Genomic DNA, 12292 nt, shown 5'->3' with positions numbered 1-12292 from the left:
CACCTACAACCATCACCGCCACCACACCGCGATCGGCGGCCCACCCGCCCACCGCATCCCCAACCTCACGGGACAGAACACCTAGCCCTGCAATTTGCGCCCAAAGAGCTCTGCGGCTCGGCATGACCCACGGGGCGCGGCAGGCAGGAAGCACCTGACCCCGCCTGCGGTCCATCACCGATTTCAGGGGTAGTGCCGCTGTCACAGTCGTGCGACACCGCACGACTGTGACAGCGGCCAGCATCGCTCTACCACGGCATCCCATTCGCGTGGTGCCGAACGGACCCCGTACGGGTCAGCCCACAGCGAAACACCGCGCTTGTTTCTGGGACATCTTTCGCAGAGCTGGCACAGTGAGGCGCCGCCGGAAACCTCAACGCTCCGCCGCCCGACCCAGCGTCCACACGCACAACCTGCGAAGCACCGGCTTCGTCGTGGTGATGGCGTCACCGAGACGTGCCAGAACCTCACGTAGATCCAATGACGGAGGCGCAGTGCCGACCCTGGAGGACGGTCTCGCGTTCCGTACGCTAATCGGTCTAGTCCCTCTTCCCTAGTCCCAACGTCGCCTTTCCTCATCCACCCTGTTGCGGCAATCGTTGGTTGCAGGAGGGGAAAACCTGAAGCGCACGAGCCCGTCCGGGCCCGAACGGCCGATGTCGCCGGGTCGCCAGGTCTCCCCTGTCGACGAGAGAACCCCGTGGCCGGAAAGGTGATCTGATGACGAACACGACGGACAGCTCTCGGCCGGCCAGCCGGCCCTACACGGGTGCGGAGTACATCGAGAGCATCCGTGACGGACGCGAGGTATGGCTCAACGGCGAGCGAGTCGAGGACGTCACCACCCACCCCGCCTTCCGTAACAACGTGCGGATGGCGGCCCGGCTGTACGACGCCCTGCACGACCCGGAGCAGAACGAGCGCCTCGTGGTGCCCACGGACACCGGCAGCGGCGGCTACACCCACGCCTACTTCAAGGCCGCCCGCACCCCGGAGGACCTCCGGGCGGGTGCGGACGCCATCGCCGACTGGTCCCGCATCACCTACGGGTGGATGGGCCGGACCCCGGACTTCAAGGCCGCGTTCCTCGCGACGCTCGGTTCCTACGCCGAGCACTACGCGCCGTTCGAGGACAACGCCGACCGGTGGTACCGGGAGGCACAGGAGAAGGTGATGTTCGTCGGGCACGGGATCGTGAACCCGCCGATCGACCGGCACCGCGGCATGCAGGAGCTCAAGGACGTCTACCTCACCGTCGACGAGGAGACCGACGCCGGCATCATCGTTTCCGGCGCGAAGGTCGTGGGCACCGCCGCCGCCATCACCCAGCAGATCTTCATCGGCAGCTACGCGAAGATCCCCAGCGGGGCCAAGGAGTTCTCGGCCTACTTCATCGTGCCGATGGGCGCACCCGGTCTGAAGATCATCTCGCGGCCGTCCTACGAGTTCGCCGCCAGCACCGTGAGCAGCCCGTTCGACGCCCCGCTGAGCAGCCGGCTCGACGAGAACGACGGCATCCTCGTCTTCGACCGGGTGTTCGTGCCCTGGGAGGACGTCTTCTGCTACGACGTCGACAAGGCCAACAACTTCTTCGTCGGTTCCGGGTTCTTCTACCGGGCCATGTTGCACGCCTGTGTCCGGTTCGCGGTGAAGATGGACTTCCTCACCGGCCTGCTCACCAAGGGGCTGGAGACCACGGGCACCATCGAGTACCGGGGCGTGCAGAGCCGGCTCGGCGAGGTGTTGTCCTACCGCAACATCTTCTGGGCCCTCATCGACTCGATGGTGCACAACCCGACCCCCTGGCCGGACGGGACGGTCGCGCCCAACGGCGAGACCGCCATGGCCTTCCGGGTCCTGGCGACCAGCGTCTTCCCGCGCATCAAGGAAACGTTCTTCCGCGACCTGGGCAGCGCGCTGATCTACAACAACTCCCACGCCAGCGACTGGAAGATCGACGAGCTGCGTCCCTACCTCGACCGCTACATCCGGGGCCGGGACGTCGAGGCCATCGACCGCGTCAAGCTGATGAAGCTCATCTGGGACTCCCTCGGCAGCGAGTTCGGCGGCCGCTGGGAGCTCTACGAGATGAACTACGCGGGCAACCACGAGCAGATCCGCTTCGAGGCCCTGCACGACCAGCAGCACACCGGCAAGCTCGAGCAGTACAAGGAGCTCGTCGAGCGCTGCATGTCCGAGTACGACATCGACGGCTGGACCGTGCCCGACCTGGTCAATCCGGGCGAGCAGAGCATCATCGGCCGTACGGCGCCGCGCTCCGGCTCGCTCGTGGCCGGGAGCTGAAGATGTCCGTCGTGGCCGAGCGGGCCGCCCTGCGCGAGGTCATGGGCGAGCTCGTCACCGGGGTCTGCGTGGTCTCCACCCTCGTCCACGGCCGACCGGGCCGGCCGGCCGACGCGATCGTGGTCAACTCCTTCACCTCTGTCTCACTGCGGCCACCGCTGGTCTCGATGTGGTTGCGGGAGGACTCGACCTTTCTCGGCCACGTGTTGCGGTCCGGGGTGTGGGCGGTCTCGATCCTGGCCGAGGACGGTGCTCCGCTGGCCCGGGAACTGACCGTGGCCAGCGAGCACCGGCCGCCCCTGGACGAGCTGGACCACATCGCCCGGTGGGTGCCCGGGCCGCGTACGGGCTGCCCCACCCTGGCCGGTTCCCCGGGCCGCATCGAGTGTGAGCAGCACCGCCACGTGCCGCTCGGCGACCACGTGCTGGTCGTCGGCCGGGTCGTCGGCCTGGACCGGCAACCCGGCCGGCCGCTGCTGTTCCACCGCGGCGGGTACGGCGCGCTGCCGGCCGACGACCCCGAGTTCTGCGGCGTCCACAACTTTCCTGGAGGGAACCCGTGAGCACAGACAACACCGTCTACCTGGTAGGCGACCGCTTCGCCGAGTTCGCCCGGATGGCCGGGGCACGCACGTTCTCCGCGTTCGTAGCCGACTTGGACAGCGGCGCGCTCGACGGGATCGACGAGCCGCTCGTCATCCGCGCCGGACAGGGCGTCGGCGAGTACGAGGTGCGCTATCTGCGCGACGCACTGGACCGTAGGGGCCTGCGGCCCGACCGGGTGCGGTTGCTGGTCGACGAGCCCGCGCTGGCCGACCGGCAGGACCTGCACAAGGGCCGCGCGGACAACGTGCTCGTGGCCGACCTGCGGCAGGACGGCGACGCCGTGTACGCGGCCTCGCTGCGGTTGCACAACGACAACGAGCTGCTGGTCGACCTGCAGAACCGGGCTCACGTACAGGGCATGGTGGCGATCGAGGCGAGCCGCCAGATGTTCCTCGCCGTCACCGAGCGGTTCTTCCTGTCCCGGTTCCCACAGCGGCGCTACTACATCGTCATCAACTCGATGAGCACGACGTTCCAGAACTTCCTGTTCCCGGTCCAGGCCACGCTGCGGCTGGCCCTGCAGGAGACGGAGCTGTCCGACCCCGCGCGACTGATGTTCAAGGCCACCGTGGAGATCGAGCAGGCGGGCCGGCCGGCCGCGGTGACCCACGTCGACTACGCCGCCTTCGACCCCGACATGATCGACGAGAAGGAGAGGCGCCGGGCGGGGCGGGCTCTGGAGTCCGTGCGGGAGCCGGCCGCGGCGCTGGCCTGAACACGGGGTGCTCGGTGCCGGGCCCCACGGTGGTGAGCCCGGCACCGAGCTCGACGACGGGAGGAAGAGATGTCCGCGCGTGCCCTACGGGTTGCGGTGGTCGGTGCCGGAATCGGTGGCCTGACCACGGCAATTTCCCTGCGGCGTAAGGGAACCGACGTCGTGGTCTACGAGCAGGCGGCGGAGCTGACTGAGATCGGTGCCGGTATCGCGGTGGGTGCCAACGCGAGCCGCCTGCTGCGCCGGATGGACCTGCTCAAGGAGCTGGACGGCGCAGCGGTCCGGCCGCAACAGATCCAGTTCCACCGTTGGTGCGGCGGAGAGGTCTTCTGCAGCCACGAGATGGCCGACGCCTATGAGAAGCGGTTCGGCGCCCCGTTCTACACGGTTCATCGCGCGGACGTGCAACGCGTGCTGTTAGAGGCGTATCTCGGCGAGGGCGGCAGGCTGGAGTACGGCCGCAAGTGTGCCCGGGTGACCGAGGACGCCGACGGGGTCGACCTGGTCTTCTCCGACGGTTCGGCCGAACGCGCCGACGTCGTGATCGGTGCGGACGGGGTGCACTCGGCGGTCCGCGAGGCCATTACCGGACCGGACCTCCCGGCCTTCTCCGGCACGAGCGGCTACCGTGGCCTGGTACCCGTGGAACGGCTGCCCCGGCTGCCCGAGCTGGGCTTCGATCCGCACCATCCGAAGTTGTGGCTGTTTCCCGGACCGGGCCGGCATCTCATCTCCTACCCGGTGAGCGGTGGCCGGCTGGTCAACTTCCTCGCGGTGGTGCCGGACCCGGAGTGGACACTGGAGTCCTGGGTCGCCCGCGGCGAGGTGTCCGAGGCGGTCGCGGCGTTCGAGGGGTGGAACGAGGTCGTCGCCATCCTTCTCGGCGGCGTCGACACGATTTCCCGTTGGGCGCTGTACGACCGGGAGCCCCTGTCCCGGTGGAGCACCGCCCGGATGACGTTGCTTGGTGACGCGGCCCATCCGATGTTGCCGCACCAGGGACAGGGCGCGAACCAGGCCATCGAGGACGCCGTCGTTCTCGCGGACTGCCTGGCGGGCACGTGGTCGGGCGAGGTGGCCTCGGCGTTGCGCCGCTACGAGTCGGTGCGCAAGCCCCGGGCCCGCCAGCTCCAGATGGCCTCCCGCCGTAACCGCGAGTGCTTCCAGGTGCCCGACGGCCCGCGGGCCGTGGAGCGCGACGAGAGGCTGACCCAGCTGCCGGACGACCTGGCGTGGATCCACGGCCATGACGCCCAGCTGGAAGTACTCGCTGCCGCCCACTGAGTCGCACGAACTGGAGGAACCCGTGGCCCGGGTTTACGAAATCGACGGCGTCGTGCCGCTGATCCACCCCAACGCCTTCGTCCATCCCGACGCCGTGCTCATCGGCGACGTGGTGATCGGCGCCGGTTGCTACGTCGGTCCGCTGGCCAGCCTTCGCGGCGACTTCGGCCGGATCGTCCTGGAGGAGGGCGCCAACATCCAGGACGGCTGCGTGGCGCACTGCTTTCCCGGCTCGTCCACCGTGGTCGAGCAGGACGGTCACGTCGGGCACGGTGCCGTGTTGCACGGCTGTCGCGTTGGACGCGGCGCGTTGATCGGCATGAACTCGGTGCTGATGGACCACGTGGTCGTCGGTGAGCGGGCGTTCGTCGGTGCGAACAGCTTCGTCAAGAGCGGCTTCGAAGTTCCCGCGGCCCACCTGGCCACCGGCAGCCCGGCGAAGGTGCTGCGGGAGCTCACCGAGGACGAGATGGCGTGGAAGGCCAACGGAACCCGGGTCTACCAGGACCTCGCCCGTCGCTGCCGCAAGACCCTGAAACCGGCCGAACCGCTGGTCGGGGACCCGACCGAGCACCGGCGCGCCGTGACCACGGCCGGCGGCGAGCCGGTGCACGTCACGTTGCCGGAGTACCGCAACCAGTGAGCAGCGCCACCGTCAACGGTGACGTGGCGGGCCCGTGAACCGAGGAGGGGAGTCGCAGTGTCATCCACCGCCGAGCAGGCGAGCACGGAAGCCGCCGCCATGGTGGCCGTGAGCACCGTGCGGCAACGGATCGACGATCTCGACCACGACATCATCGAGCTGCTGCGCCGCCGACAGGAGGTTTCCCAACAGATCCAACAGATTCGGACCGGTGCGGGAGGCCAGCGGGTGGAGCCGGCCAGGGAGGAACTGATCCTGGAGCGGTACCGGTCCGCCTTCGGCGGTCCCGGCCGGGACATCGCCACGGCACTACTGCGGATCTGCCGCGGCTGACGAGGCGGATTCCAGGTGACGACGACGATGAGCGACCACCACACGTGGCGGTCCCTGCCCGCCGCCCAACAGCCGGACTGGCCCGATCCGACCGCCGTCGAGGAGGTGGTGGCGGAGCTGTCCGGCTATCCACCACTGGTCTCGCCCCGCGAGTGCGACCGGCTCCGCGATCGGCTGGCCGCTGTGGCCAGCGGAAACGCCTTCCTGCTCCAGGGCGGCGACTGCGCCGAGACCTTCACCGCATCCTCCGCCGAGGCCGTGCGTGGCAAGCTGCGCACCCTGGCACAGATGGCCGTGGTGCTGGCCCGGGGAAGCGGGCTGCCCGTGGTGACCGTCGGCCGGATCGCCGGCCAGTACGGCAAACCCCGCTCGCGCCCGACGGAGACGCAGGACGGGCTGACCCTGCCGGCCTACCGGGGCGAAGCGGTCAACGGCGCGGCGTTCACACCCGCCGACCGCGCCCCGGACCCGCGCCGCATGCTGCGCGCCTACCACGCCTCGGCGGCAACCCTGGACCAGCTCTGGCGGCTGATCAGCCAGGGCTACCCGAACCTGGGCCAGGTGCACGGCTGGACCCGGGAGTTCGTGGCGCGACCGGAGATCGCCGACCGGCACCGGCGGCTGGCCGGGGAGATCGAGTCCGCGCTGACCTTCCTGCGTGCCTACGGGGCGAACCCCGACGAGCTGCGAAGCGCCGAGTTCTACACGAGCCACGAGGCGTTACTGCTGCACTACGAGGCCGCGCTCACCCGGTTCGATCCGCGCACGCGGGCCGCTTACGCCACCTCCGGTCACCTGCTGTGGATCGGGGAACGGACCCGCCAGCTCGACGGCGCACACGTTGCGTTCGCCGAGTCGATCCGTAACCCGGTGGCGGTGAAGCTCGGTCCCGCCACCACACCCGACGATGCGCTCACCCTGGTGGAAAGGCTGAATCCGGACGCCGAGCCCGGACGGCTCACCCTGATCACGCGGATGGGGGCGGACCGGATCCGGGACGTGCTGCCGCCACTGGTCGAGAAGGTGACCGCGAGTGGCGTGCCCGTGGCCTGGGTGTGCGATCCCATGCACGGCAACACCTTCACCGCGCCCAGCGGCCACAAGACGCGGCGGTTCAGGGACGTGGCTGACGAGGTGACCGGATTCTTCGCGGTGCACCACATGCTCGGCACGCACCCGGGCGGGCTGCACCTGGAGGTCACCGGCGAGGACGTGACCGAGTGCGTGGGCGGGTGTGCGGCGGTGAGCATGGCCGACCTGGGCAAGCGGTACGAGACCGCATGTGACCCCCGGCTCAACCACAACCAGGCACTGGACCTGGCGTTCGAGGTCGCCGGCCTGTTCCGGGAGCCATCCGGGCGGGCCGCCGCATGACGGTCGCGCGCACGAGGAGGGACATGCGTTACCTGGAGGACTTTCACGCCGGCGACCGCCACGAGCTGGGCCGGGTCGTGGTCACGCGCGACGAGATCGTGGAGTACGCCCGTCGCTGGGACCCGATGCCGTTCCACACCGACGAAGCCGCCGCCGCAGCGGGACCGTTCGGGGGCCTGGTGGCCAGCGGCGGCCACACCACCGCCCATGTCACCCGCTGCTACGTCACGGAGCTGGTGCTCGACTCCGACTGTCGGGGCTCCTACGGCCTGGACGAGGTGCGTTACCTGCACCCGGTGCGACCGGGTGACGAACTGACGGTGCACGCGGTGGTGGATGACGTGGAGGACCATCCGCGCCGCCCGGACACCGGGGTGGTGCATTTGCGGGTGGAAGCCGTCAACCACGAGGGCGAGGACGTGATCCGGCTACGCACGCGGCTGCTGATGGGGCGCCGGACCGCGGTCGCGGTCGGCTGAGGAGGGGTTCGAGGGGATGACAGTCGTGACCGCCGCGGCCGAACCGCGGCCTACCATTGCCGACCACACCACCCTGTTACCAGGGGACGAACCGGTGCGGATCCTCGGCACGGACCAAGCATCCACCATAGACAGTGGGCTGGTTCGCGGGTTGTATCGGCAGCTGGTACTCGGTCGGCGGTTCAACCGGCAGGTGACCGCCCTGACCAAGCAGGGTCGGCTCGCCGTCTACCCCTCGACCACGGGCCAGGAGGCGTGCCAGGTCGGCGCGGCCGCCGTGCTGGGGCCGCAGGACTGGCTGTTTCCGACCTACCGGGACACGCTTTCCGTGGTGCTGCGCGGTGTCGACCCGGTGGAGACCCTGACGTTGCTGCGCGGTGACTGGCACACCGGCTACGACTCCCGAGTCCATCGCGTGGCCCCACTGTGCACTCCACTGGCGACGCACTGCCCGCACGCGGTGGGGCTCGCCCATGCCGCCCGGCTCCGTGGGGACGACGTGGTGACACTCGCGCTTGTCGGCGACGGCGCCACCAGCGAGGGCGACTTCCACGAGGCGTTGAACTTCGCCGCCGTCTACCAATCGCCCACGGTGTTCTTCGTGCAGAACAACCGCTATGCGATCTCGGTTCCGCTGTCCAAGCAGACCGCTGCGCCATCCTTGGCGCACAAAGGGATCGGCTACGGGATTCCTGGTGTTTTGGTGGACGGCAACGACGTTCTCGCCGTGCACACGGTGCTGACCGAGGCGATGGAGCGGGCACGTGCCGGCGGCGGTCCCACGCTCGTCGAGGCGTTGACCTATCGGATCGACGCGCACACCAACGCCGACGACGCCACCCGCTATCGCACCGACGACGAGGTGGCCTTCTGGCAGGAGCGGGACCCCGTCACACTGCTGGAGCGACACCTTCGGGAAACCGGGATGCTGGACAGCGACACCGAGCGCCGGGCCCGGGACGCCGCGGAGGAGATGGCGGCCGACCTGCGAACCCGGCTCGGCGTCGACGCCACCCCTGACCCGATGGACCTCTTCCGGCACGTGTACGCCGAGCAGACCCCACAGCTGAGGGAGCAGCAGACACGACTGGCCGCCGAGTTGGCGGCGGAGTCCGAGCTGGCAGGAGGCGGACAGTGAGCGGGTCGACCACGATGGCCCGGGCGTTGAACACCGCGCTTCGGGACGCGATGCGCGCGGACCCGACGGTTCACGTCTTCGGTGAGGACGTGGGACAGCTCGGCGGTGTCTTCCGAATCACGGACGGCCTGGCGGCCGAGTTCGGTGAGGATCGGTGCGCCGACACCCCACTGGCCGAGGCCGGAATCCTCGGCACCGCGGTCGGAATGGCGATGTACGGGCTGCGACCCGTCGTCGAGATGCAGTTCGACGCTTTCGCGTATCCGGCGTTCGAGCAACTTGTCGACCACGTGGCCAAGATGCGGAACCGGACGCGCGGCAATCTCCCCATGCCGATCACGATCCGCGTTCCCTACGGGGGCGGCATCGGCGGTGTGGAGCACCACAGCGACTCCTCGGAGGCGTACTACGTGCACACCCCGGGGCTCCACGTGGTTTCGTCAGCCACCGTCGCGGACGCTTACGGATTGCTGCGGCAGTCGATCGCCAGCGACGACCCGGTGATCTTCCTCGAGCCCAAGCGGCTCTACTGGACCAGGGAGGACTGGGCTCCGCAAGCGCCCGTCGAACCGATCGGCCGGGCCGTGGTCCGCCGCTCGGGAACCTCGGTTGTCCTTGTCACCTACGGACAGACCGTTCCGGTGTGCATGGAAGCCGCGGCGCTCGCCCAGGCGGACGGTCGCGACGTCTCCGTGATCGACCTCCGCAGCCTGGTGCCGTTCGACGAGGAGACCGTGTACGCGGCGGTGCGCCGGGCCGGCCGGGCCGTCGTCGTGCACGAGGCGTCCGGATTCGCCGGTGTGGGCGCGGAGATCGCTGCTCGGATCAGCGAGAACTGCTTCCACCACTTGGAGGCGCCGGTACTGCGGGTCACCGGCTTCGACGTGCCCTACCCGCCACCCATGCTGGAACGGCACCACCTGCCCGGCACGGACCGGGTGCTGGACGCGATCGAGAGGCTCCAGTGGGCCGACGACATCGAGAGGGCCTGGCATGCCGTCAGTGCGTGAGTTCCTGCTCCCCGACCTCGGCGAAGGGCTGACCGAGGCCGAGGTGGTGCGCTGGCTGGTGCGGGTCGGTGACGTGGTCGCGGTGGACCAGCCGGTGGTGGAGGTCGAGACCGCGAAGGCGACGGTCGAGGTGCCATGCCCCTACGCGGGCGTGGTTTCCGCCCGCCACGCGTCCGAGCGCGAGACGCTGGACGTGGGACGTCCGTTGATCTCGGTGACGGTGGAGGAACCGGGGGAGTCCGCTACCACCTCCGGCACGGAATCCGGCCAGGTTCTGGTCGGATACGGCACGTCGAACGCTTCCCGATCGCGTGCCCGGCGTCGGGTGGTCACCGACTCCGCCGTTACGAGAGGTACGGCGGACGACCCGGTCGCCGTCGTGTCTCCGGTCGTGCGCCAGCTTGCCCGGCGCCACGGTGTGGACCTTGCCCGGCTGACGGGGAGTGGGCCGCAGGGGCTGATCACCCGATCCGACGTCGAGCGCACGATCGCCCTGCGGGAAAAGGAAACCTCGGCTGCCGAGACCGCCCGGCCCGTACCGGGCCGACCTGGCGGGGCGGAGCGCATTCCGTTGCGGGGAACGCAGCGCATCGCGGCCGAGAAGTTCAGCCGAAGCCGCCGGGAGATCCCGGACGCCACGTGCTGGGTCGACGCGGATGCCACCGCGTTGATGGAGGTGCGGGAGCACCTTGCGACGGGCGGCCAGCGGGTCGGCCTGCTCGCGCTACTGGCCCGGATCTGCCTCGCCGGCCTCACGCGTTACCCCGAGCTCAACGCCACGGTCGACACCGAGCGCGCGGAGATCGTGCGGCCGTCGGCGGTGCACCTCGGGTTCGCCGCGCAGTCCGATCGGGGGCTGGTGGTCCCGGTGGTGCGTGACGCGAACCGGATGACCACCGTCCAGGTCGCCGCGGAGCTCGAGCGGCTGACCGAGTCGGCGCGGTCCGGCAGGCTTGATCCTTCCGAGCTGACGGGCGGCACCTTCACCCTCAACAACTACGGCGTGTTCGGCGTGGACGGGTCGACCCCGATCCTCAACCACCCGGAGGCGGCGATGCTGGGGGTTGGCCGGATCATCGACCGCCCCTGGGCACACCAGGGCCAGCTGGCGCTGCGCCAGGTGGTTCAGCTTTCCCTCACCTTCGACCATCGGGTGTGCGATGGCGCGGTGGCCGGCGGTTTTTTGAGGTTCGTCGCCGACCGGGTGGAGCGCCCGGCCTTACTGCTCAGGGACTTCTGAGCCCTGTCACGGTGCGGCCGCGCGAGTGACTCCAGTCACCGTCGCGGTCGCACCGTGTTCGGCTGTGTCGCGGCTGAGCAGGACGAACCCGCGGCTTGTCCCACGATGAAGACACGGTTTCCGGTATTGCACTGGTGGCCTCGCCCCGGTGTGGATAGCTTCGAGGTTGTCGGGAAACAAGGAAAGGGAAAACGGCGGTCAAGGCCGCCGGTTGCGCCGACGTCTTCCTCGGTGCCCCCTTTCCTGGCGGCACTCGCCGTACATTTGTCGCGGCGGGTTGTCCGCTGCGCTCAGGTAATAACTCCCGCTACTTCGGAGGAATTCGTGGTCGACACGCAGCAATACCGGGTACCCACGGGAGTTGGCCGGCGCCGCGCCTTCGATATGGGGCGGTTGTGGACCTACCTCGTGGGCTGCATCGTGTTCGCTCTCGGCGCGTACCTGTTCATCCTCTCCGAACTCGGCACCGACCCGCTCGACGTGTTCGTCCTCGGCCTGCTGCGGCACCTCCCGCTCACGGTCGGTCTGGGGCAGGCCGGTGTCGCGGTGGTGTGCCTGCTGGCCGTCGCCGCGTGGACCCACCGCAGGCCGCAGCTCTCCCCGATGTTCACCTTCTTCTTCTGCGGCAGCATGATCGACGCCCTCCGGTGGCTCGACGTCGGCCGGTGGCTGGCGTTCCCGTCGTATCTCGTGCTGGCCGTCGCCACGTTGCTGTGCGCCTACGGTTCCGCGCTGATCATTATGAGCGGCTTCGGGATCCGCGCGATGGACCTGCTGGCGATCACCATGACCAGCCGCTGGCGGTGGCCGTTCTGGGCGGCCAAGGGCACTCTGGAAGGCCTGCTGCTGGTGTCCGGCTTCCTGCTGGGCGGTCCGCTCGGGATCGGCACGGTCTGCTTCCTCGTCGGCGTCGACCTTCTCATCCAGCCACTGATCTACCTCAACACCCGCCTGGGAGTGCGCAACCTCGGGCTTCCGGTACGGCCCGAACCCGTGCCAGCCGGCCGGTGACGGCGCTGCCCCCAGAGCGTCGTCACCCCTGCTGTCCCGCCTCCGCCCGGAGGCGGGACAGCTTTTTCCGGGTCTTGTCGCGGAAACATGGATTGCGCGCCGGTAAACCTACAATTGCAATGATTGCACTGGACGAAAGGCTCGTTTGGTCATAC

Annotated in this window: 12 protein-coding genes; all 12 read left to right on the top strand. The window is 69.2% G+C overall.

The window, feature by feature from the left end:
• The first annotated feature begins 720 nt into the window (after positions 1-720).
• Positions 721-2304 (top strand): 4-hydroxyphenylacetate 3-hydroxylase family protein, encoded by a 1584-nt coding sequence (locus IEY55_RS12180; RefSeq protein WP_189057109.1) that lies wholly within the window; start codon positions 721-723, stop codon positions 2302-2304.
• 2 nt (positions 2305-2306) lie between these two features.
• Positions 2307-2867 (top strand): flavin reductase family protein, encoded by a 561-nt coding sequence (locus tag IEY55_RS12175; protein WP_189057107.1) that lies wholly within the window; start codon positions 2307-2309, stop codon positions 2865-2867.
• Complete coding sequence (locus tag IEY55_RS12170; protein ID WP_189057105.1) at positions 2864-3625, top strand: AfsA-related hotdog domain-containing protein; 762 nt, start codon at positions 2864-2866, stop codon at positions 3623-3625. Before IEY55_RS12175 ends, IEY55_RS12170 begins: the two co-directional genes overlap by 4 nt.
• A 69-nt stretch (positions 3626-3694) precedes the next feature.
• Positions 3695-4909, top strand: coding sequence for an FAD-dependent monooxygenase (locus tag IEY55_RS12165; protein ID WP_189057103.1), 1215 nt, complete (start codon positions 3695-3697; stop codon positions 4907-4909).
• On the top strand, positions 4872-5552 hold the full coding sequence (locus tag IEY55_RS12160; RefSeq protein WP_229686292.1) for a transferase hexapeptide repeat family protein: 681 nt from the start codon (positions 4872-4874) through the stop codon (positions 5550-5552). The genes IEY55_RS12165 and IEY55_RS12160 overlap by 38 nt, the downstream gene beginning before the upstream one ends.
• Before the next feature lie 57 nt (positions 5553-5609).
• Positions 5610-5885: a chorismate mutase gene (locus IEY55_RS12155; protein WP_229686291.1), complete on the top strand. Its 276-nt coding sequence runs from the start codon at positions 5610-5612 to the stop codon at positions 5883-5885.
• Positions 5886-5912: 27 nt separating this feature from the next.
• Positions 5913-7259 (top strand): class II 3-deoxy-7-phosphoheptulonate synthase, encoded by a 1347-nt coding sequence (locus tag IEY55_RS12150; protein WP_189057101.1) that lies wholly within the window; start codon positions 5913-5915, stop codon positions 7257-7259.
• Positions 7256-7738: a MaoC/PaaZ C-terminal domain-containing protein gene (locus IEY55_RS12145; protein WP_373289997.1), complete on the top strand. Its 483-nt coding sequence runs from the start codon at positions 7256-7258 to the stop codon at positions 7736-7738. Before IEY55_RS12150 ends, IEY55_RS12145 begins: the two co-directional genes overlap by 4 nt.
• A gap of 16 nt (positions 7739-7754) precedes the next feature.
• Positions 7755-8876 (top strand): pyruvate dehydrogenase (acetyl-transferring) E1 component subunit alpha, encoded by a 1122-nt coding sequence (pdhA, locus tag IEY55_RS12140; protein ID WP_189057097.1) that lies wholly within the window; start codon positions 7755-7757, stop codon positions 8874-8876.
• A 14-nt stretch (positions 8877-8890) separates the two neighbouring features.
• A complete protein-coding gene (locus tag IEY55_RS12135) occupies positions 8891-9886 on the top strand; it encodes an alpha-ketoacid dehydrogenase subunit beta (protein ID WP_189057161.1) in 996 nt (331 codons plus the stop codon).
• Positions 9870-11126 carry a dihydrolipoamide acetyltransferase family protein gene (locus IEY55_RS12130; RefSeq protein ID WP_189057095.1) on the top strand — a complete coding sequence of 419 codons (1257 nt, stop codon included), beginning with the start codon at positions 9870-9872 and terminating at the stop codon, positions 11124-11126. The genes IEY55_RS12135 and IEY55_RS12130 overlap by 17 nt, the downstream gene beginning before the upstream one ends.
• A 324-nt stretch (positions 11127-11450) precedes the next feature.
• Positions 11451-12137 carry a YczE/YyaS/YitT family protein gene (locus IEY55_RS12125; RefSeq protein ID WP_229686290.1) on the top strand — a complete coding sequence of 229 codons (687 nt, stop codon included), beginning with the start codon at positions 11451-11453 and terminating at the stop codon, positions 12135-12137.
• The last annotated feature ends 155 nt before the right edge of the window (positions 12138-12292 follow it).

The sequence above is a fragment of the Longimycelium tulufanense genome, assembly GCF_014645795.1.
Taxonomy (GTDB): domain Bacteria; phylum Actinomycetota; class Actinomycetes; order Mycobacteriales; family Pseudonocardiaceae; genus Longimycelium; species Longimycelium tulufanense.
This window is presented reverse-complemented; position numbering and strand designations above follow the sequence as displayed.

What these genes read in the sequence shown, in the direction of transcription:
- IEY55_RS12160 (WP_229686292.1), top strand. Translation starts at nt 4,872, where the DNA reads ATGACGCCCAGCTGGAAGTACTCGCTGCCGCCCACTGAGTCGCACGAA.
- IEY55_RS12135 (WP_189057161.1), top strand. Translation starts at nt 8,891, where the DNA reads ATGGCCCGGGCGTTGAACACCGCGCTTCGGGACGCGATGCGCGCGGAC.
- IEY55_RS12175 (WP_189057107.1), top strand. Translation starts at nt 2,307, where the DNA reads ATGTCCGTCGTGGCCGAGCGGGCCGCCCTGCGCGAGGTCATGGGCGAG.
- IEY55_RS12180 (WP_189057109.1), top strand. Translation starts at nt 721, where the DNA reads ATGACGAACACGACGGACAGCTCTCGGCCGGCCAGCCGGCCCTACACG.
- pdhA (WP_189057097.1), top strand. Translation starts at nt 7,755, where the DNA reads ATGACAGTCGTGACCGCCGCGGCCGAACCGCGGCCTACCATTGCCGAC.
- IEY55_RS12145 (WP_373289997.1), top strand. Translation starts at nt 7,256, where the DNA reads ATGACGGTCGCGCGCACGAGGAGGGACATGCGTTACCTGGAGGACTTT.
- IEY55_RS12165 (WP_189057103.1), top strand. Translation starts at nt 3,695, where the DNA reads ATGTCCGCGCGTGCCCTACGGGTTGCGGTGGTCGGTGCCGGAATCGGT.
- IEY55_RS12130 (WP_189057095.1), top strand. Translation starts at nt 9,870, where the DNA reads ATGCCGTCAGTGCGTGAGTTCCTGCTCCCCGACCTCGGCGAAGGGCTG.
- IEY55_RS12150 (WP_189057101.1), top strand. Translation starts at nt 5,913, where the DNA reads ATGAGCGACCACCACACGTGGCGGTCCCTGCCCGCCGCCCAACAGCCG.